This window comes from Chitinophaga sancti (assembly GCF_034087045.1).
Lineage (GTDB): Bacteria > Bacteroidota > Bacteroidia > Chitinophagales > Chitinophagaceae > Chitinophaga > Chitinophaga sancti_B.
Map to the genome: position 1 here is coordinate 3,290,911 of NZ_CP139247.1, position 22,464 is coordinate 3,313,374.

General features: G+C 44.4%; 16 protein-coding genes. 9 read left to right on the forward strand and 7 right to left on the reverse strand.

Annotated elements, in window-relative coordinates; genetic code table 11:
• Window positions 1-22 precede the first annotated feature (22 nt).
• The 3 genes from SIO70_RS13740 to SIO70_RS13750 all read right to left on the reverse strand — a co-directional run bounded on the left by SIO70_RS13740 (window position 23) and on the right by SIO70_RS13750 (window position 4,645).
• Complete coding sequence (locus tag SIO70_RS13740) at window positions 23-2,470, reverse strand: PKD domain-containing protein (protein WP_320581428.1); 2,448 nt, start codon at window positions 2,468-2,470, stop codon at window positions 23-25.
• A gap of 135 nt (window positions 2,471-2,605) precedes the next feature.
• Complete coding sequence (locus SIO70_RS13745) at window positions 2,606-2,911, reverse strand: protease inhibitor I42 family protein (protein WP_320581429.1); 306 nt, start codon at window positions 2,909-2,911, stop codon at window positions 2,606-2,608.
• Between the two features lie 63 nt (window positions 2,912-2,974).
• Complete coding sequence (locus tag SIO70_RS13750; protein ID WP_320581430.1) at window positions 2,975-4,645, reverse strand: C1 family peptidase; 1,671 nt, start codon at window positions 4,643-4,645, stop codon at window positions 2,975-2,977.
• Window positions 4,646-5,070: 425 nt separating this feature from the next.
• On the opposite strand from SIO70_RS13750, the gene SIO70_RS13755 reads away from it, so the two are divergent.
• From SIO70_RS13755 to SIO70_RS13790, 8 genes are all read left to right on the forward strand, one after another.
• Window positions 5,071-5,646, forward strand: coding sequence for a sigma-70 family RNA polymerase sigma factor (locus tag SIO70_RS13755; RefSeq protein WP_320581431.1), 576 nt, complete (start codon window positions 5,071-5,073; stop codon window positions 5,644-5,646).
• 90 nt (window positions 5,647-5,736) lie between these two features.
• Window positions 5,737-6,732, forward strand: coding sequence for a FecR family protein (locus tag SIO70_RS13760; RefSeq protein ID WP_320581432.1), 996 nt, complete (start codon window positions 5,737-5,739; stop codon window positions 6,730-6,732).
• 86 nt (window positions 6,733-6,818) lie between these two features.
• Complete coding sequence (locus SIO70_RS13765) at window positions 6,819-10,454, forward strand: SusC/RagA family TonB-linked outer membrane protein (protein WP_320581433.1); 3,636 nt, start codon at window positions 6,819-6,821, stop codon at window positions 10,452-10,454.
• Window positions 10,455-10,472: 18 nt separating this feature from the next.
• Window positions 10,473-11,852, forward strand: coding sequence for a RagB/SusD family nutrient uptake outer membrane protein (locus tag SIO70_RS13770; protein WP_320581434.1), 1,380 nt, complete (start codon window positions 10,473-10,475; stop codon window positions 11,850-11,852).
• Between the two features lie 7 nt (window positions 11,853-11,859).
• Window positions 11,860-13,818, forward strand: a complete 1,959-nt coding sequence (locus tag SIO70_RS13775) for a TlpA disulfide reductase family protein (RefSeq protein ID WP_320581435.1) — start codon at window positions 11,860-11,862, stop codon at window positions 13,816-13,818.
• Between the two features lie 100 nt (window positions 13,819-13,918).
• Complete coding sequence (locus SIO70_RS13780) at window positions 13,919-14,995, forward strand: alpha/beta hydrolase (RefSeq protein WP_320581436.1); 1,077 nt, start codon at window positions 13,919-13,921, stop codon at window positions 14,993-14,995.
• Between the two features lie 8 nt (window positions 14,996-15,003).
• Entirely contained in the window at window positions 15,004-15,519 is a 516-nt protein-coding gene (locus SIO70_RS13785) for a hypothetical protein (RefSeq protein WP_320581437.1), read from the forward strand.
• Window positions 15,520-15,768: 249 nt separating this feature from the next.
• On the forward strand, window positions 15,769-15,993 hold the full coding sequence (locus tag SIO70_RS13790) for a hypothetical protein (RefSeq protein ID WP_083727198.1): 225 nt from the start codon (window positions 15,769-15,771) through the stop codon (window positions 15,991-15,993).
• Window positions 15,994-16,171: 178 nt separating this feature from the next.
• Here the strand turns inward: SIO70_RS13790 and SIO70_RS13795 are convergent, their stop codons facing one another.
• Window positions 16,172-16,801 (reverse strand): RloB family protein, encoded by a 630-nt coding sequence (locus SIO70_RS13795; RefSeq protein ID WP_320581438.1) that lies wholly within the window; start codon window positions 16,799-16,801, stop codon window positions 16,172-16,174.
• Between the two features lie 4 nt (window positions 16,802-16,805).
• Window positions 16,806-17,981: an ATP-binding protein gene (locus SIO70_RS13800; RefSeq protein ID WP_320581439.1), complete on the reverse strand. Its 1,176-nt coding sequence runs from the start codon at window positions 17,979-17,981 to the stop codon at window positions 16,806-16,808.
• 189 nt (window positions 17,982-18,170) lie between these two features.
• Here SIO70_RS13800 and SIO70_RS13805 point away from each other — a divergent pair, with 189 nt between their 5' ends.
• Entirely contained in the window at window positions 18,171-20,540 is a 2,370-nt protein-coding gene (locus tag SIO70_RS13805; RefSeq protein ID WP_320581440.1) for an ABC transporter permease, read from the forward strand.
• A gap of 33 nt (window positions 20,541-20,573) precedes the next feature.
• Here the strand turns inward: SIO70_RS13805 and SIO70_RS13810 are convergent, their stop codons facing one another.
• The gene (locus SIO70_RS13810) at window positions 20,574-21,521 is read right to left on the reverse strand and encodes a zinc-binding alcohol dehydrogenase family protein (protein ID WP_320581441.1); all 948 of its coding nucleotides are present in this window, start codon (window positions 21,519-21,521) and stop codon (window positions 20,574-20,576) included.
• A 71-nt stretch (window positions 21,522-21,592) separates the two neighbouring features.
• Entirely contained in the window at window positions 21,593-22,177 is a 585-nt protein-coding gene (locus tag SIO70_RS13815) for a Crp/Fnr family transcriptional regulator (RefSeq protein WP_320581442.1), read from the reverse strand.
• Between the last annotated feature and the right edge of the window lie 287 nt (window positions 22,178-22,464).

Here is a 22,464-nt window from a genome sequence, read left to right on the forward strand (position 1 = left end):
TTATTATAATTATGGACTAACATCAACGAAGCAGGGTCACCCATCCGGAATAAGTCTTTTCCCCGGGGGCTGGTTTTATGATATAGTAATACGTACCGAATGGCATCAACTGTCCTTTCCAGGTACCGTCCCATTGTGAGTAACCAATACCTTTGAATACAATCTGGCCATAGCGGTTAAAGATTTCGGTTGTCGCATTCGGGCGGGCTTTGAGTCCATCTACTTCCCAACGGTCATTGATGCCATCGCCGTTCGGGCTGAAAGCATTGGGAATCTCAAGCACCAGGTCGGGGATCACTTTGTAGTAAGCACGGCTGATGCTGTCTGTACAGCCGATATCATTGGTCACATAGAGGGTAACACGAAAGTCGCCGGTCATTTCATACTTATGTTCAGGTGAAAAATCAGCCGAACTGGTTCCATCTCCAAAGTCCCATTCATAACTGCCGCCATTCTGAGAATTGTTTGTGAAGAAGAAATCCGCATCCTTGAATTCAACCGTGATGTTTTGTCCCGGTGCTGAACTAAACAATGCAACGGGCATGGGAACAATGCTGATGAGCGATGTCTTTGTAATGGTGACCGGGCATTGGCCCTGTGCGGTAGCAGTGAGTGTGACAGTATATACGCCGGTATTATTATAAGTATGTGAAGGATCTTCCATCACAGAGGTTGCACCATCACCGAATGTCCACTGGTAACTATCTGCATTGCGCGACGTGTTGTTAAAGGTAATGGCAGCAGGTGCACAGCCTTGTGTGATGTCAGGTGTGAATGCAGGTACGGGTAGTTGAATTACCTTGACGGTATCAGGTATGGCTGTCGCTGTACACGCACCATCCACTACGGTCAGGTTGATAAAGCCTGTGTTCGCATATTTTACATCATAAGGGCCAAAGCCTGTACCTGCTTGTACAGTTCCGCCCCCCCAATCCCATGTGGGTACAGCATCAGCAGAAGCAGTACCAGAAAAGGAAATGGTCGTCGTTTCTCCTGCGCAGATGGGTGATTTACTTACAGTGATATTTAATTGTGGTGGGGCAGATACGGTCACCGGTTGTGTAGTAACGGTAGATGCACAACCATCAGCTGTGACCTGTAATTGCAAATTGAAATTACCTGCACCTGGAAATGAGATCTGGTAAGGCCCGCTATCTGCACCGCTTTGTACAGTGGCGCCGGCAAAGTTATTCCAGTTGTAAGTAGCCGCTGTAGTCGCCGTGCCATCGAAGGTTACCGTGTTCGTACCACCCAGACAAATAATAGCAGGTGTGACAGTAAAGGATGATGTAGGCGTTGGCTTTACTGCTACATCCACCGTATCTTTTATGATACATCCAAAAGCATCTTTTGCGGATACAATATAAGAGGTAGTATCCGTTGGATTGTCCGTAACTGTTTGTCCGGTGAGGGTTCCCGGCGACCAGGAATAATCGGTGACCGTGCCGCTGACTGGTGTGGCCGTCAATGTAACAGGATCTCCTGCACAAACAGCCGCAGCACTGGCACTCGCTGTAATCGTGGCGGAAGAGATTAATGCCACTGTATCGTTCACCGTGAATACACAACCATTCGCATCGGTGAGTGTGCCGATGTATGCTCCTGCAGGTACATTTGTAGCAGTAGCTGTAGTTTGTGCCGGCGTGGTATTCCACCTGAATGTATAAGGGGTAGAACCATTCGTTGCTGTAAGCGTAAGTGTACCATTGGCACCACCACATACGGCATTAGTATGTGTGCTGCTGTAAACAATAGGTGTGTATTGAACACCCGCCAGTGCAAGGATGAGCGCTCTCGAAGTACCACCAGTGGCGGCTAACTGAGTAAACGTAATAGATGCCAGTGACTTACCGAGTACCGCACAGGGGATGTTGAAATCAAAACCATAAAATCGGGGGTTGGTGGTCAATCCATCCACTGTCATGGGGGAGTTAGTACGTGTGATGCGGCCATAGCCGGTCACTACAGCGGGTGTACCATTGAACCAGTCTTTGATAGTGATGGTGCCTGCATTGGAAGTAGTACCATCCGTAAATGTGAGCAATACAGAAACCGTAGCGGTACCTTCTGTAGCAAATGCGAGCAGACTTAATTTGCTGTAGATGGCTGGTGTAGTAAGTGTCAGTGTTCCTGTTCCAACAGTATTGGGCACAGCATTCGCGGGTACTGCCATATACAAAGCGTTGTTTGCATTGAAGGCGGCCATCTGCCATGTTTTGGTACCACTTACAAAATTGCCGGTAGGTGTAATTCCTCCGGATACGCCGTTAGCTGTAGCGAAAGCTGTAGTATGAATCACGTGATTGCTACCATCAATGACTGTAGACGTTGCAGCCAGTGCGCTGTTCCCGGCTTCTGCTACAATGTCTGCATTAAAGCCGGAGACAGGAATAGGGACAAAGGTCTGGGCAAATAGGGACTGCCAACCGGTTAACGCGGTCAGCAGTATCAGGGTAAAGAAGTGCTTCATGAATGGTCATTATAGGTTAGCTATAAATGAAAATATGCGACGGCATAGGCCGTAGCAGGAAATAGATATAGTGCGTCTAAATAAATACTGTGCGAGAAGGGAAAAGGGTGGGGAGGCTTAAATATATTTTTTATTCTAATGACTAACTACGGTTATATCGAGTTGTTTGGTATTGAGGGGTGGGTTCATTTTTTCCCATATTCTTTTTTGTTCGAATATGATGGTGGCCTGACCGGGTGCTTTGGAGTGGATCATGAATACAACATCGAGACTATTACCTGCTTCCATGCGCATGGTATCGACGGTATAGTTGTAGCGTACTACTTCTACACAGTCAGGATTGGAGACTGTAACAAACCATTGAAAGCCGGCAGTGCCGAGGCCAGGAAGCACAACAGGGAGGGAGGTACCAAGGGTGAGTTCTTTGATTTCAGCGTTCATGGGATATAATTTAGGAAAAAATCGCTTCCGCCCGGAGGCAGAAGCGATTTATGGGGAGGTATTTTATACATACCATTTGTGATACATCTGCGAGTCGGTGCCTTCCACAAAGCAGTCCAATCTGCCAGCGGCCCAGGAGGAAACGCCCACATCGGAGGAGAGCACACCACCAAGGTTTTCGTCGCCACTCCAGTTGTGACCATCCCACCATTTGTGCATCATATTGTAGGTTTGGCCAGGGTAGAATACGTCTATGCGGTTTGGACCCCATGATACGGCGGCAGGGCTACCGAACATATTTGATTGCAGGTCTTCCCAGTTGCTCCAGCCTTTATCATACCATTTGTGCCAGAGGTGGTTATTCTGACCACGGGCAAAGCAATCCAGTCTTCCATTCGCCCATGAAGATACGGCCGGTGCAGAAGTGATCACGCCGCCCAGGTCTTCCCATCCATGCCATGCGCCATCCCACCAGAGGTGCCACATAGAGGAGTTCATACCGCGTGCAAAAACATCGATACGGTTAGGTCCCCAGCTTACACAGGCAGGTTCTGAAGAGAGCATACCACCGAGATCTTCCCAGTTGCTCCAGCCACCCTGGTACCATTTGTGGTACAGGTGATGGTTGAGACCTACAGCAAAGATATCGAGGCGGCCATTGGCCCATGAGCAGATAGCAGGAGCGCCCTGAATCTGACCACCCAGGTTTTCATAACCGTTCCAGGATGTTCCATTCCACCATTTGTGATATACGGCACTGTCCATACCTCTTACTACCACATCGATGCGGTTTGCAGCCCACGATACGGCATTGGGTCTGGAAGAAAGCAGGCCACCCAGGTTTTCATAGCCATACCAGCCATGAGCAGGAGTAGGGAGTTTTACGCCACTGGCAGTCCAGAATGGGAATTCAGTATCGATACCGGCTTCGCCATAACCTATTTTGAAGAATCCGCCTTTACCCCAACCGGAACCCCAGCTGTTTTTGCAGATCCAGCATTTTTCAGTTTCAGAGAAACCGATAACTGTTACGCAGTGGAGACCATTGTCCACACCACTTACGTGTTTGTATACACCATCAGCGTATGCGAAGAAATCGTCGTATACGTGCATGACAGCAGAGCATGGACCATTGTTGGTCAGGTAGTTTTTGCGCTCAGTGACATTTGCGATGGTGGTAGAGTTAGTAATTTTTACAGCTCTTGCATCGCGGTTAGGGCCTACGGTGCAGTGAGGAGGTTGTTTCCAGATATTATTATCCGGGAAAGCGGTTGCGTATGGGAAACATGCTTCGTCCGGAATACCACGTGATTTGATCTGATTGAAAGCATCGGTAGGCCACCATCCGCCACAGTTAGCACCGTGGGAAGAACAGAAGTGGAGGTCAGCTTCAGAGAGATTCAGGAGTTGTCCTTTTTCTATAGAAGCCATGGCCTCGACTACGGAAGTGGTACAGAAGGAAACGCATGATCCGCAGCCACCCTGGTCTTTTACGGGGGTGATGTGATTACCGTTTCTGTTGCGCCAGTCTACTTCCTGTGCAAAGTTAGCGACAGGAGCAGCAGCGGCTTTCTTGCCCATTACGGCTGCAAGTTCTGCCTGGTTTACGACTACGCCTAATAGGGCTTTCTGCTGTGGGGTAGGCAGTTGAGAAATAATGGTTTCTCTTGCCTGCCACTGGGTGCTGGATTTTTGTAAATCAGCTACCAGATCGGAAATCTTAATGTTAGACATTTCCTGTGGTGTTTTTTGGGAGTGAACTAAAAATATGCGTCTTAATATTCAGGGTGAATTCAATTGGGACAGCCAGCTATCGCGGCAGTGATCGGGACCGCTGTCAGGAAACGAAAAGATATGGAAGTGAATATTGCCTTAACTAGTGTATCAGTGTTTGGGGTGATGTGTAATTAGTGCCATTCACAGTGACAAAATTGGTATTGCATGCATGCGATTTAAAGGTATAACTATGTTGGTAATCAACAAAATAAATTGTGAACGCAATTGATTGCAAGGGGAAAAAAAGGTATTTGTACGTATAATATGTTAATTTTGAAGGGGCTGGTTTGAATCGAATATGGCCTGCGGCAGCAAGGGGAAAAATCTTTTATATTTTTTTTATAATCAGATAAAAAAAATACAATCATAAAAATCTGCTCAGTTTGTCAGGAGAACAATCATTATGGGATGGCATTCGTGAAAGTCATGTAAACAGTCTTGAAGCGTTATACCTTCAATATAACGATGAGTTGTACAGTTATGGCAGGAAATTTACCAGTGATATGCACCTGGTAGAAGACGCTGTGCAGGAGACTTTTATCTCCCTGTGGAAATACAGGCAGTCTTTGCAGGTAAAAAGCGGTTATAGCTTCTACCTGCTCAAATCATTCAGAAACCACCTCTTTCGTTTACTCAAATCCAGGGCGAATACAACTTATACGGATGAACAGCCGGAATTTCATTTCGAAATAGGCGTAGATACTCACCTGATCGCCGGTGAAGAACAGGCCTTCCTGCAAAAGAAAGTACAGGAAGCCCTCCTCCAACTCACCAGCAAGCAAAGGGAAATCATTTACCTCCGCTTTTTTGAAAACCTCTCTTTCGAGGAAATTGCGGATCTGATGAACATGCAGATAAGAGGTACCTACAAGCTCACCGCCCGTGCACTGGCTGCGCTGAAAGAGCTGATGGGTGGGGCCGCAGGCACCGCACTGCTGCTGACAATCCTGAAAGGATAAAAAAAATTAAAAAAAAGTTAAAGAACGTGGGGCACAATTGCCCCTTTTTTGTCTTTATATATTCAAAGGGCCTTAAAACAGAACGAACGGATGCACCATTCCAAACATAGTTATCGTAATTATACCAGCCACCAACTGGCTACATCACCTTACTTCCTGGAGTGGGTTAAGTTCCCTGACGCAGCTAATACCGCATTCTGGCAATCATTCGTGACTGCCTACCCCCACAAAGCTGCCGATGTGGATGCCGCCGTATCTATAGCCCGTAGCCTGTACGTCGTGCATGAGCGCCCAACGGCCCTGCAACAACGTGAAATGTGGGATGAGATCTATAATAATATAGGTAATAATAAGATCTATGTGCGCAAAAGTCCGCTGGTATACATTGCCCGTGCCGCTGTAGCCGTAGGCGTTATTGCCGCCGCTTCCTGGCTGATCTTCCGCCCGGGAAACAAAGAGGTGAACATAACCTCCAACTTTGGAGAAATTAAAACCGTGTATCTGCCTGACAGCACAGAAGTGACCCTGAACGGGCACTCAGCTATCATGTACAAAAAAGAATGGACCAACAGAGAAGTGTGGATAGATGGAGAAGCTTTTTTCAATGTGAAGAAGAATGTAGACCAGCAGTTTGACGTACACAGCAATGGCGTGGACGTACATGTACTGGGAACATCTTTCAACATTCGCAACCGTAGAGGGGTTACCGCTGTTGTATTAAATACAGGCAAAATAATGGTAGCTGCTTCTGCTGAGAAAAAACTGATCCTGTCCCAACCGGGTGATATGGCCCGCTATGATAGTGAACAAAAGGATTTAGTACAAAAGAAAGTACCCGTGTCCAAAGTAACGGGCTGGCAGCAGCACAAGCTGCAATTGGACCAGACCCCTGTAGCCGACTTTTTTGGTGTACTGGAAGACGACTGGGGCTACCAGATTCAGGCAACTGATTCTTCGCTCTTAAAAAAGACCATCAGCGGAGAAATCGAAATGACCGACAAAGAAGTTCTTATGAACGCGCTTGCTGTAATATTAGATGCAAAAGTGACACAGCAGGGATCAACCATCATTGTAACACCCAACTAATTTTAAGGACAAGGGACAGCTAAACTGAAGTTTCGAAACAGGTACGCTACCATTTTATTTTTTGTAAATCAAAATTGCTTACAGGCATGATCAATCTGAAAAAGGTTGCGGCCTTCTGTTGTCTGATGCTTGCCATCAGCCTGCAGATGTTTGCTGCCGTAGCCAGCCAAAATCAACCAACACTCACATTGAAAGAAGCGTTGAACAAAGCTTCAAGGCTATTTCATGTTTCCTTTATCTATGAAGATGAACTGGTCAGTAATAAGCGGGTGGATAACCCTGCCGATGACAGTTTTAAGAAGGTAGAAGATTACCTGTCTGCTGTATTGAAGCCATACAACCTGAAGTTCAGGAAACTGGGCGGCTCTCAGTATGCTATTTACGGTACTTCTGATAAAACTAAAGAAAAGGATAAAACCAACCATGTGGCTCCTGAAGAAGCTGTCTCCGAACAGACAGCTTCCCAGAAGCCTGCTGTACAGATGATACAGGTGCAGATTAACAGATCTGTTGATACATCGGGTACAGAGACCCGTATGCTGGTTGGTGTGGTAACCGATGAATCAATGGCCCCTGTTTCTTCTGCAACTATTATGGTGCCTGGTACAAAGTACATGACTGTAACAGGCCGTGGGGGAGATTTTACCATCAATGTGCCAGTGAACGCTACTAAGATCCAGGTATCCTGCATTGCATATGAGAGCCAGGTGCTGCCTGTAAATAATGCAGTGTATTACAGAGTGGCACTGAAAGATAAAACAGGTTACCTGAAGCCGGTTGAAGTGGTATCTACCGGTTATGTAAACCTGCCTAAAGAGCGTGCAACAGGTTCCTTTGGCGTAGTCACTACGAAGGAGCTGGAAAAAATTCCTTCAGCGAATGTGATCAATCGCCTGGAAGGGATGGTACCTGGTTTGCAAATGCAGTTAACTGCTGGTGATAACTCCTTTGTGTACGACAATGTAACCCCTGCTCCTGCAAGTAATACCCGTACCATCGGGGCCAATAACTACAATTATAATATCCGTGGTACAACTACCCTGAAGAGTGAAACCTCTCCACTGGTAGTCGTAGACGGTTTCCCAACTGAGTTCGATCTAAAAACCCTGAATCCTAACGATATTGAACAGATCACTTTTCTGCGCGATGCTGCTGCTGCTTCTATCTGGGGTGCACGTGCTGCCAATGGTGTGATCGTGATTCAAACTAAAAAAGGCCGTTTACGTACGCCGGCAGTGAATTTCGGAGTAGCCTACAGCACCCAGGCACGCCCTGATATTGGTTACCTTAAACTGATGAATAGTGCACAGGCGCTGGCATTCGATAAGGAACTGGTTGATAAAGGTATCGTAACTGCTTCGTCCTATAATCCCTATACTTCCGGTCTTAAGTATTATGTAGACAAAGGTGTAGACCTTGCATTTCAGCTGAAGTCAGGTCGTATTACACAGAGTGAATATGATACAAAGGTTGCTGAGCTGAGTAAAAGAAATAACTATAGCCAGCTGAGTGATTACCTCATGCAGTCCGCCAATGCACAAAACTACAACCTGTCAGTAAGCGGTGGTACAGATGTACATACCTATTATTTATCAGGCGCGTATTCCAAAGAAAATACCAGCACTATTGGTAACTATGGCGAACGTATTAATGTAGTGGCGAACCAGGAATTTAAAATTCTGAAGAAAATCACACTGGGTGTAAGTCTGAAGGGTGCGTTCTTTAATTATGCCAATAACGGTATAGGCCTGAACCCACTGCTGAATGGCTCGAACACCTTTATGCCATACGATGATATTCATGACAACTTCTATTATACCATCGGAGAGCATTATGCAGATTCACTGGAAAACCTGGGTTACAGAAGCTGGTCTACCAACTACCTCGATGAACTGAAAATGAATAGAAAGTATACCCGTGATAATAACTATTCAGGTACATTGACGCTGGACATTCCTATCTACAAAGGGTTGAATTTTAACGGCGCCTATATGCAGGAGCGTGACTTCTTCACCATCCGTAACATGCAGAATAAGAACAGCGCTTATGTAAGAGACCTGTACAACAAAGGTACTGTGATGTCTGGCACGACACTGACACATAATTTCCCTGACGGTGGTGTACTGCAGGCGACTAACAACAATATGAATAACTACAGTGTACGTGGCCAGCTAACGTTTAACAGAACTATAAAAGAGGATCACCAGGTCAGTGCACTGGCAGGTATGGAGGCCAGGCAGACATTGAACTCTGCCAACAGCTATACCATTTATGGATATAATCCGGAGACGGGTATCGGTACCACTACGGCATATGGTACTTATTATGCGACGATGGATTATTCCGGTGGTTACCTGGGAGGTTATCCTTCTCAGACCGATTACCTGAAGCGCTATTTATCCTACTATGGCAATGCTGCCTATACTTACAAGGGTAAATATACATTGTCTGGTAGCGTACGTTATGATGATTACAACAACTTTGGTCTGGAAAAGAAATACCGTGCAAAACCATTCTGGTCTACAGGCCTGGCGTGGAATGTAATCAAAGAAGGCTTTATGCAGAATGTGAACTGGGTGAATTCACTGCGTGTGCGTGGAACATTTGGTATCAATGGTAATATCAACCAGGAGCTCCGTCCGTTTACAAATATATCACTCGGAAGTTCCGATTCTCAGACAGGTTTACCAACTGCTACAATTATTTCTCCTGCCAACCCGGGATTGAAATGGGAGAATACCTATGTGACTAACTTTGGTATCGATTATGGTGTGCTGAATGGCCGCCTCAGTGGTACGATCGATTTGTATAACAAGAAAGGTACCGACATTATATACTATCTGGAAGTGGATCCTACCTTACTGGGTTCCAGCAACTCCATCTACCGCAATGGTGTAACCATGAGCAACAGAGGTGTCGATCTGGGTATCAATGGTGCGATTGTGGATTCAAAGAGTTTTGGCTGGAACATGGGGCTGAACTTCTCCTATAATACAAACAAGGTAACCAGCAGCCAGCTGAAACCAACCAGCTCATTTTATTCCAGCTTTTCCGGTATAGTAGAGGGATATGCATCTGATGCGGTGTTTGCCTATAGAAATGCAGGTCTTGACAGTTTAGGCTGGACCATGATCTACGATCAGGATGGTAATAAAGTACGTTCGAACAAGACGGTGACAGATATGGGCGCGGTAAAATATGCCGGTCGCAGAACGGCTCCTGTATATGGTTCATGGCAGAATACTTTCCGGTATAAAAACTGGTCCATGTTTGTAATGGCTACCTATAGTTTTGGGTCAGTATTCCGTGCACCGGTTGCCACACAATATCCTACTTCCAGGAAGCTTTACTACAATACCTCTGGAGATATAGCTAACAGATGGCAGAATGCAGGTGATGAAGCAAAAACCATCGTACCAGGTGTAGCAGGTTCTTATGCATCCGTTTCAGTATTTCGCTATGCGTATTCCGATGTGAATATTCAGCCTGGTGATTATATCCGTCTGCGTGAGATCTCATTGTCATACCAGTTGCCTTCAGAAATGGCAGGAAAGGTGTTTGCAAAGAATATCAAAATCAGTGGTGCCGTGCGTAACCTGGGATTGATCTGGAAGAAAAACAAATTAGGTCTTGATCCTGATTACGTACCGGTACTGGCCAGCACCGTACTGCACCTGCCGGCTACACCGCAGTACAACCTGATGTTGAATGTAGGCTTCTAACCAAAATTTAAAATTACAATGAACAAAAAATATCTCTCAATGCTGTTGTTAGGTGGTCTTGCACTGACCAGCAGCTGTAGTAAATATACAGATATAAAAACACAGGGTAGTTTAATACCAAGTGCGATTGACAATTACCGTTATATACTGAACAATACTTCCACCTTTGAGTATGGTGGTAAAATGACGGACCTGGCTGCTGCGGATGTCGCCATCGTGGATAGTGCACAGCAGGCGACGGTAGAAGGGTACAGCGACTATTTCTTTATCCGGAATGTGTATACCTGGAAGTCGCCGATCATTGAACTATCTACAAGTCATGACCCGGACTGGGATAATTATTACGGCCGTATTTATAATTGTAATATCATTATGAATGAGGTGCCCACCAGTACGGGGGGAACTGATTCTGCAAAGGCAGAATTGATGGCCGAAGCTTTGACACACAGGGCTGACGCTTATCTGAACCTGGTGAATGAATACGCAAAGCCTTACAATAGCGGGACAGCATCTTCAGACCTGGGTGTACCGCTGGTGCTGACACAGGACCTGAACCAGAAAGTGAGTCGTTCTTCAGTAGCTACTATATACAATAAGATAGAGACAGACCTGAAAGAGGCATTGCTCTCTTTACCGAAGGCGAGTGATTTCAATACCCTGCCTGATAAGGCGGCGGCATATTCCCTGTTGGCGCGTTTCTACTTATTGAAAAGTGATTATGTAAATGCAGGGTTGTATGCAGATAGTACACTGGCATTGCAGAGTACATTGAATGACCTGGGTACAATTACCACTATGCCATACAGGAAGAATGATCCGGAGATCATATTCGGAAAAGTGGCTGGTAGCAGCTTTACGTATTCTCCCTTCATCCTGCGCCTGAGCGATGATATTCTAAATTTACTGGGCACCAATGATATGCGTTACCAGCTGTTTACAAGAGATGCAGCCAGCTATTTTGGAAGTAACTATACAGGCCGGTATTTCTGCCGTGAGCAGATCAATTATGAGAGCAGGAACATTGGTACATCTGTGCCTGAGATGATCCTGATCAAAGCAGAAAGTCTGGCACGGGCAGGTGATGCCGGTGGCGCGATGGATCAGGTAAATGTGCTGAGACAAAAACGTTTCAAGGCAGCTGATTATGTAGCCATGACAGCTACCGATAAAAATGATGCGATTGTAAAAGTGGTAGAAGAGCGTCGTCGTGAGTTCATGTGCCGCCTGCTGCCATGGATGGATCAGCGTCGTTTGAAAGATGATCCTTTGTTTACAAAAACATTTACACGTACCTGGCAGGGGCAGACTTATACACTGGACCCATCCAGTAACAGGTATGTATTCCCGATTGCGACTTATGTGATAGGATTAAATCCTGCAATAGAACAAAATCCGTGATTATATAATGAAAGGAATGAAAATTAGTGGCCTTGTTCTGCTTGCCCTGTGTGCTATTACCAGCACACAGGCGCAGAAAAGGTTGAAGATGACACCAGAACGACCTGGCATTGGAGATACCGTTCACCTGTTGTATCGGCCTGATTCCTCACTGTTGAAAACAGGCAAGCCGATACTAGGGTCTGTATATATATATGATACAACCTATCACTGGAATGCACTGGATTTACCATTGACAAAAACGGACAGCGGATATACAGCTACAGTGCCCCTGACCCGCGATAAAGGACTATGGGCATTTAAATTCAGGGCAGGTGATGCTGTTGATAATGCGCATGATACCGGTTACATACTAATGGGTTCATTGCCGGGGCGGCAGGCGAAAGGTGCTTATGCCGGATATGGTTCACTGCGTGCGCGGAATTATGAGATGGGGATACCTGGTTATTACAAAGATTTTAGTATCGGCGATTCTGCCATGTTCTTTTGGATGGGGCAGGAGATCGGTTACTGGAGCGCGGGCAGAACATTTATCTGGCCTTATGTAAAAGCAAGGGCAGCTATGGAGCGGCAGGCAGGTATGAACCCGGAAAATTCTTCTTCCATTAATAAGGCATCCTCTTATATGTTGCATGCACCTAATCTTTCTCAGAAGGATTTATTTACCCTGGCACTGATTAACGAGCACTATCTCCTCAGGAAAGAAAGGAGCGATTCTATCCGCGCGGCTATCAGCGCTCAATATCCAAATGGGATAATAAAGAAACTGGGTGACTACAAAGCCATCGTAAATGAACGGGATGCAGATAAAAAACTGGCACTGTCTGAACAATTCCTGAAAAATTATACACCTGACAAAGAACTGGATGACCTGGCAGGGATCGATTATGACAGGGGCGTGTGGAGAAACATCTTTGCTATTTCAATCGCAAAAGGAGATACCGCTGTACTGGCAAAATATATTGATGCCACTAACCTGAACCAGCTGGCATTTGCCTACTACAAGATGGTAGAAATCCCTTATGCAGATTGGAAGACCATGCCTGCAAAGCAGGCGTATCCATTTTCACAGCGCATTATGGACAAACTGGTTTACCTGAAAGCGCATAAACCAGCCGAATATTATTACTATACGCCATTAGAATTTGAAGCTTATATAGACGGTCTTTTCAAGCATGACTATATCACACATATTTCCATCCTGAAAGAGACTGGCCGGGAAAAGGAAGCTTTGCCACTGGCATTAAAACTACAGGAAGATCTGCAATATAGTAATGCTGCATTGAATCAGCTGGAAGCAGCTTTGCTGGAAAAAGCCGGCAGGAAAAAAGAACTGACGGAAGTACTGCACAGCAGTGTGCGCATGAACCAGGCTTCGGCACAGATGCTGGACATGATGAAAAAGGAATACCTGCAAACGCATAAGGACACAGAAGGATTTGATGATTACCTGAATTCCATGAAAGACGCACATACAATGGAGTTACTGCGTGCGCATGTACTGGAAGGTAAAATGGATAGAGCAGCAGTGCCATTTGAGATGACAGACCTGGAAGGGAAAACGGTTTCATTGGCTGCGCAGAAAGGCAAGATTGTAGTGATGGATTTCTGGGCTACGTGGTGTGCACCCTGTAAGGCAGCAATGCCTGGTATGCAGCTGGCACAGGAGCATTTTAAGAATGACAGTAATGTGGTGTTCTTTTATATAGATACACAGGAACGCGATCCGGAATATAAAAAAAAGGTAGCGCAATTTATAAAAGAGAAGAAATATCCTTTTAAAGTGTTGTTTGATAATGGAGATGAATTTTACAGCAAGTATGCGAAACTGATCCAGACATCCGGTATTCCTTTTAAGGTGGTGATAGATGGAAAAGGGCAGGTACGATTTGCACAGATAGGATATATGGGAAGTCCAAGCGGTTTGGCAGATGAAATTGAAACCATGGTTTCTCTGGCAAGATGATAATTGATAATTGATAATTGATAACAAAGAGTGATGAACCCCGGTTGCAGGCGCTTCTTCTTAACCGGGGGAGCGCTGCTTCTTTTTAAAGATAAATGACATGAGATTATTATTGATATTCCTTTTAATCAGTATACAGGGAATGGGGCAGTACAATTCCCAAACCGTAGATTATTACAATGCGGATAGCAGTATACATTTTGGGGGTACGTTAACAATACCATCCGGGAAGCAATCATTTCCGGCAGTGGTCATCGTATCGGGTACGGGCAGGCAGGATCGCGACGGTACCATGGCGGGACACAAAATGTTCAAAGTAATCGCTGAATACCTGAGTACCAATGGAATAGCTGTATTAAGGGTAGATGACAGGGGGACTGGTACAACTACTGGTGACTATGAAAAAGCGACAACAGCAGATTTTGCGGCAGATGCAGTAACGGCAGCTGCATTTTTAAAGGCGATTGAAGGCGTGAAAGGTGTAGGTCTGGTTGGACATAGTGAAGGGGGAGCTGCGGCTTATATGGCGGCTGTAAATAGCAAAGACGTCAGGTTTGTGATTAGTCTGGCAGGGTTGGCTACAACCGGGTTGAAGGCATTGCAGGCACAGAACAGGGCGATTGTGGCAGGTGCGGGAATTCCTGTATTGATGCAGCAGCGGTTCAATGCTATTAATAATATTATGTTTGATACGGCATATGCGTATGCGGCATCGCCGGATATGGAGCAGCATTTGAGGGGGGCTTTTGCAGCATGGAATGCGGCTGATCTGGCAAAGGGAGCACAGGATTCGGTATATGCCAGGAGCCGGGATCACTTCTTTTTCCCTTTGGAGTCTTATGTCAGGCAGGCGACAGGGCCGTGGTACAGGTATCAAATCCGATTTGACCCGGTTCCATGGCTGAAGCAATTAAAAGTGCCGGTATTGGCTTTTAATGGGGATAAAGATATCATGGTGGACGCAGATGAGAACCTGGGTAATTATAAAAAATATGTTCATAGGGTAAAGGTGATTAAAGTGCCGGGATTGAACCATTTGTTCCAGCATTGTGTAACCTGTACCATGAAGGAACCAGCTTCATTGAAAGAAGATTTTGCCCCGGAAGTACTAAAAGAGATGGTTCTATGGATAAATGGAATGAAAATTGATGTAAACGGCGTTCAGTTTATAAAGTGATCATCAATATGAAAAAACTATTAATACTGGCGGCCATGGTGGGCATGTCAGCCTGTTCAAACCCAACTCCGGAGAATTATTTTGATACAGCTGTACTGAATACTAATATTATCAACGATTTTGGAAGTGATGCATTGACGAAAATGCTGATTGCCCAGAATGTGAAATACAATGGTACTTTGCCGAATGGTCCGAATGCGGCGACTAAGATGATAGATGGGAAGGTACAGTATATAGAGAAGACGCTGGGGAAAGTAAAGGATCTGAAGGAGACGGACGAGACGAAGAGGATGCTGAGGACGTCTGAGGCTTTGTTTGAGTATGTGCTGCCGGTATATAAGAATGAGTACAAGGCACTGGCGAAGATGAGTGATGATGGCGGTACGCAGGAAGATGTGTTATCGTTGGGGAAGGAGATTGATGCGAAGTATGGGGAGCGGTTTGATTCTTTGTTTGATGTGTTGACTGCGGAGGGGAAGAAGTATGCGGCGGCGCATGATATAAAGGTGAATTGGGGAAATTAGTGAGGGGTATTTTATTGGCAATTTTTGATTTTAATATTAGCGGGCAGGAAGTTTTTCCTGCCCGCTTTTGTTTTACTATAGAGAGTATTGAAAGTTACCTTATCGTAGCTTTGATGAGGGGAAGAAGTGATTGTTGAATAGAATTTAATGAGATTTGTGGTATTATTTTGTTTTGTTAATTGATGAGAAAGTATTATATTTATTATAGCCATAGCATAACAATTGTTTTTAATTTAAAAACCTTATTCAATGCTGGCTATTGGCCCGGATTGGGCAATAGAATCAGTGGAGGTGCACATCATCTCCCAATTGTTTAACCTAACCCTTCGTGAAGCAAAAGAATGGATAGATTCCTTACATGTTATTCTCGGAAAAGAAAGAGGAGAACAAGTTAACCTATGCGAATTCTGTACCTACCATGGTTTTGATATTGACATATTAATTCCTGATTTCATTGCGCTCACTGGGTATTAAAAACTAAACTCACATGGGAAAAAAATGTGAGCTGTTCACTGCGGTGAACAGCAAAGTCGTCAATCGTTAAGACCAGCTGGTCTTATCGGCGAATGGCATGGTAATGTTTCCATTCGTAGCCGGCTGGTAAAAGTATTTTTTACCTGTTATGGCAAAATTAAGGATAAGCCTAAGTGGCTTATCCTTTTTTATTTGAGATCAATTTCTGGAAATAATTTTCCCCCATTATTTCGATAAGTCTATTAACCAGCATATATACTTTGGTCGTATTGTCAGCAGGGAAAAAATAGTTTGCGTTTTTCTCAAGAGAAGCCGCATTTTTTAAAGCTTTCTTTGTATAAGGTAAGATTTTTTCCGGCTGATAGCCACCTTTGATTATGGTTGGAAGAATATGCTTCAATTCCTGTGGCTTCATACGAATGGTTGGGAGTTTCTTTTTGAAATGTATATAAAGCCATACTTCAAAGCAGGGATTACTTAATACCAGTTGCCAGTTCTTTCCTTTACAGATTTCGTATAATTCTCTGAATACATTTTCATCATGATGATCTACATCCATCACAAGGTATACTTCATCAATTTCTGCCAGCCCTACTTTTTCAGCATGTGCTTCTGCCCGCGCAAGTACCCATTTCGGAGCTGATAGTGTAGGGTTATCAGTTGCGATAGTCACTGTCAGTTTGGGCGAAGCTGCTTCGAAATGTTTGAAGTAATTCGGCTCTGTCAGTGCGCCTTCGCAGGCTATTACAATGCGGGATGCATCCCGGTAGGGAGGATGTTTTGCATACGATAGGTTTTCAATATTCATAGATTTACCATTTTAATAATTCAAGAGGGGCAGTGAAAGGAATGGCGCCAAAGCGATTGATCAGGTAACCTTTGCGGATATCCAATTTGGTGTTAATAATGAAATCATTCAGGCTGTAAAGTCCGGTAGCACCGGTTTCCTGATCCTTTACAGCAAACCATATTTCATCGTTACGAAATATATCGGGGTCGAGTAAATTTGATTCATGCGTAGTGAATATCAGCTGCCCCTTTGTATTTGAGTAGTGCATGATTTTCTTTATCAATGCGATAATCAGTACAGGGTGAATACTTTGTTCGACTTCATCTATTATAATAGTGACAGGGCTGTGTATCATTGACCAGCATACCGGCATCAATTCCAACAGTCTTTTTGAACCTGTGGATTCTTCCATGAGATCGAAAGGGAAGTTGTGATGGAAAGCGGTTATTAAATTAATAATTATCTGGTCATTCTCTTTGGTAGTAAATATTCTGCGGTTATTAACGGTGAAAATCTTACGGGGTTCAAGTAAAAGTTCCGGATGCTCATCTTTAGGATCATACTCAGCCATGAACTCAGTGCGCGGTGTTTTTTTAAGTGTGAGAAAATCAATACCGGTATCTAATGTTCTGAGTAATTCATTGCTAAATGAAAAGAAAGCCGGATTGGTGCAAAGTTCATGCAGGCACTCAATGAGTCCGGTATTATGACGGATAATAATTAATTGAGTGGTGATCCAGGTGTATGCCTCTATATGAGTGTTTAGACGGAGTTTATTTTCATGGTGTTTGAATAAGAGAGATGGTGCTTTATCAATACCCGATTCATACAGGTATTCTTCAAGAACGCTGTTATCATCAATAGTAAGGCCATATAAGAAGATTTTTTCAGCGGTAAAGAATTCAATTAAAAATGAGGATGGTTTGTCCTGATTTTCTATTTTTAACCTGAATTTTTGACGGCTATTACTCGTACTGATATAGCCAGCTTTAACCCAACATTGCAGATTCTCAAGCACATCAATGAGATTGGATTTTCCTGCACCATTAGCGCCATAAATAGCCGTTGATTTAAGCACCTTTACTTTGCCCTGGTCATAAATGTGATGTGGATGACTGTTGCCTGGCCCGGGAAAGGTGTTAAACTCGGTGATTGCATCAAAGGACAGGTAGTTGGATATAACAAATCTTAGTAGCATACAGGAGGTATAGGTTATTTTGAGTTTCGGGTTTTTCAATGAATAGTAATATATGAATTTTAATTTATTTATGTCCGATTGTGAACAATATTTGTTTGAAACCGAACATTATTAGAATAATTGGTTATTGATTCTCAATTCATTCACAAAAGGCATTTTTATTGAGTATCTGCCTGCAAAACCCAGCCAATGTTTAAGAATTACCTCCGTATCGCTTTCAGAAACCTCTTCTCGAACAAAGTATACGGTCTCCTCAATATCCTTGGCCTTGCCCTCAGCATGACCTGTGGTCTATTGATCTTTGTATTGGTAAAATATCACCTCAGCTTCGACAACTTCCACAAAAACGCGAACCGCATTTACCAGTTCGTAACCGAACAACACAGAGAAACTGTTTCTTACACAGGCAGCGTACCTCCCGCATTCGCAGAAGCGTACAGACAGGATTTCGGAGAAACCGGCGTAGTAGCCCGTGCCGCCACATACAGCGAAACCCTTGTCTCCTACGACCTAAATAAATTCATTGAGGATGAAGGCGTCTCATTTGTAGATCCTACCTATTTCGATGTTTTCAATTTTCCTTTGCTGACTGGTAAGAACATGCTGGCAGAACCTAATACGGTATTGATCACCACTTCACTGGCAAAGAAATATTTTGGCAATGAAGACCCCATTAATAAAGTAATCAAAATTGAAAACAGGCTGAACGCGAGGATAACCGGTGTATTGAAAAACCTGCCTGGCAATACCGACCAGCGTGCAGGTATTTTCATCTCTTTCAAAAGTGTAAAAAACCTTGATGAATTCGTAGGTAAAGAACATAACTGGAATGGTATTACAAGTGTATTAAAGACATACGTACGCCTCCTGCCCGGTGTATCAACAGCCAACCTGGAAAAACAATTTCCGAAATACGGTGAGAACAGAAAGGGAAGTAAGAATAAACATGTATACCACATGCTCCCTTTACAAGACCGGCACTTTGATGCACGCTATGGTGGTACCATGGAAAAACGTAGCCTCTGGATCCTGGTATTTGCAGGTCTGTTCCTGATTGTAACCGCCTGTCTGAACTTTATCAATCTCTCAACCGCACAGGCACTGAGAAGATCCAAAGAAGTAGGTATCAGAAAAGCACTGGGTAGTTTCAGACTACAACTATTCTGGCAATTCCTGATGGAGACTGGTCTCATTGTAGTAATGGCCACGCTGGTAGCCGTTGTACTGGGTGTATTGTTGTTACCAAATGTGAATTCATTGTTTGGTGCCAAAATGAGTTTAGCTAGTGTAATTGATATAAAGCTGCTTGCTTTTATTTTCGGTATGATTCTGATAGTCACCTTTTTTGCAGGCAGTTACCCCGGTCTGATCCTGTCAGGATTCCGGCCGGTACTGGCATTGAAAGGAAAGGTATCTATGCAGCAGGTAGGAAGTTTCAATATACGACGCATACTGATCGTGACCCAGTTTGCTATTACTTTAATATTGATCATCGGCATGCTGGTCATCACCAGACAAATGCAATATACCAGGCAGACGGATCTTGGGTTCAATAAAGATGCGATCCTTATGGTGCCTATGGGCGCAGATTCTTTAGATGCAAATGTAACGACGCTGAAAAATGAGCTCATGCGACAGACAGGTATACAGAACGTGTCTGTTTGTTTTGAAGCGCCTTCTTCCTGGAGTAACTGGAACACAAATATTCATATGGTTGGCGATGCAGAAGATGAACCATTTACCGTCGATGTGCGCGCTGCAGATGAGCAGTATGTATCGACCTTTGGATTACAGTTGATCGCAGGCCGTAATTTATTTCCTGATTCTGCAGCAAGAGAATGTATCGTGAATGAGATGTTTATCCATAAACTAAACCTGAAATCCCCACTGGAACTGATAGACCGGCAGATAAAATTTAATGGTGACAACCAGGCTACCATTGTAGGTGTGGTAAAGAATTTTCATATACGCTCATTGCATGATGATATAGGCGCAGTAATGATTACACCATTCAGAAAATTCTACCAGAACTTCGCCGTTAAATTGAATATGGGGCAATTGACCACGACTATCCCAGTCATTGAAAAGCTGTGGTCAGCAAGGTTCCCAGATAAATTATTTACTTATAAATTCTTTGATAAACAGATCGCAGAATTCTATGAAACAGAAGAAACGATGCTACGGTTAGTAAGTATTTTCTCTGTGATCGCCATCTTTATTGGTTGTTTGGGACTGTATGGATTGGTATCATTTATGGTGATGCAGAAAACAAAGGAAATCGGTATCAGGAAGGTATTGGGTAGTAGTGTCGGAGAAATCCTGTGGATCTTTGGGAAAGAGTTTGCCGTACTGATCCTGGTCGCGTTTTGTCTGGCGACACCGGTAGCGTGGTGGATGATGAGTACGTGGCTGGAAGATTTTAAATTCCATGTCGCCTTAGGCCCGGGGATGTTTGTAGGCGCTGTTGGATTGACAATGATAGTGGCTGGACTGACCGTGAGTTTCCAGAGTGTAAAAGCGGCCATGATGAATCCGGTGAGGAGCCTGAAGATGGAGTGATTTCAGGCCCCACCGAATGTTAGGTGCTGATGATTATATTGTTACAACCAGGCGTTCGCCGTTGGAGACATCTTTATCCCAGAGGGTAGAGATGTCTTTTAATTTTACGGTGGTGGTAGAGACAACCAGTTTGCCTTTGGCCGCGAGTTCAAACATTTCAGGAAGGATCTCTGAGAAGAGTAATCCCACCTGCTGTTTAGGCCATGCGCCCAGGCCGGAACCGGATAGCTGAAGGTCTACGCTGCGAAGGATAGCGGACGATAATGTAATGGTATCTCCTGCCATGCTGCCAACAGATACATAGCGGGTGCTGTGGGTGAACCTGCCTTTACCTTTCAGGGTGGAGAGGATCTTCTCGGCAGTATGCCCCCAGAGGTAGTCAATGACAATATCGAAAGGGCCGTTTAATTGGGTGTGAAAATCATCAGAGAGAGGGATAATTTCATCTGCACCAAGTGTTAATAATTCATTTAAAGAGGCCAGGTTCCTACCTGTCGCCACCACTCTTTTTGCACCATAATGCTTAGCAATCTGTACAGCTATGCGACCAGTAAAACCGGTGGCGCCGTTTATCAGGACGGTATCTCCCTGTTGAATATTAGCTTTGAAACGAAGGGCCATGGCTGCGCCAATGACTGCGTTGGGCAGTGCTGCTGCGGTAGCGTCGTCGAGTGTATCCGGAACGGGAACAATCATGTTTTTCTCAATAGTGGCCTTTTCAGCCAGCATACCACTGGCGCCTACTGCATATACCCTTGTGCCATCGGGCAGTAGGCAGATGCCGTCTCCACCTATCACACGGCCGTTTTCTTTAGGTGCCTCACTGGAATAGTGCTTGCCGGATGCGACTGATTTATCGATGTGTTTTATGGCCACTGCTTTGACATCAACAGCTATCTCATTTTCGTTCTGAGGTGCTGGTGCAGGAAAATCTGTGTATTGAGGCAATTCTCCTGGTTGATATAATACTGCTGCTTTCATGTTATCTCGTTTTTGATAACACAAAATTAGGGCAGGGAAAGGGGCTGTACGATAACATATGTTATCAACTGTCAGAAGTGAGATTTACCTTTGGCCAGTTTGGCTTTGATACGGCTGAGGTGTACTTTGCTCACACCCAGGTAAGAGGCGATGTAGTGCTGCGGTACCCTTTGAATGATGTGAGGGCGGTCATTGACCAGGTTTTGGTAGCGCTGTTCAGGTGTATCCCTGATGAGGGAGACAAATTCATTGATATAGTGTGTCTGGCGCTGCGCGGTCATCTGGAGGATCATCTGTATAAAGCCCTTTTCGTGGCTAAGATCATCGAGAAGCTGGTTTACATGTTCCTTCGCAAGCAGGTAAACGACAGAAGGTTCTATGGTTTCGATGGTAATGGGACTGGGTGTATTGTTGATAAAGCTGTCGAACGAGGAAAGTCCTTCATTTTCAAAAAAGAACTGAACGGTAATATCCTCGCCGTTTTTATTGAAGTAGGTACGGATAAGGCCCTTTTCGATGTAGATGTAGTGCTGCGACTTTTTACCTTCATCAAGAAGGACGGTTTTAGCAGGTATTTCAAGCCGTTGCTGATAGGGAAGGTATTTGTCCCAATAGGCGTTTAGCTGAGGAAATTGATGGCGGAAATGAAAAAGCATGCGTTAAGATAGGGAAATAATTAGGGCTGGCAATATTGCCAGCCCTAATTATTTTATAATGAATTAGTTACGAATGGTTGCGCCACCTGTTGCAACTATTCTGATGTCATTAATTGTTGCTATTTGCTTATAAAGGCATCGATTCTAGTGAATTCTCAATGAGGGTTTATGTGATAACAAATCCCATGTTTGGTAGTCCTATCAGACATAATTTTAGATTTCGCAGCTATCAGACAGTCCGGTAATCTTGCCGGACTTACTACTAAGATATTTCATTATCCAAACAA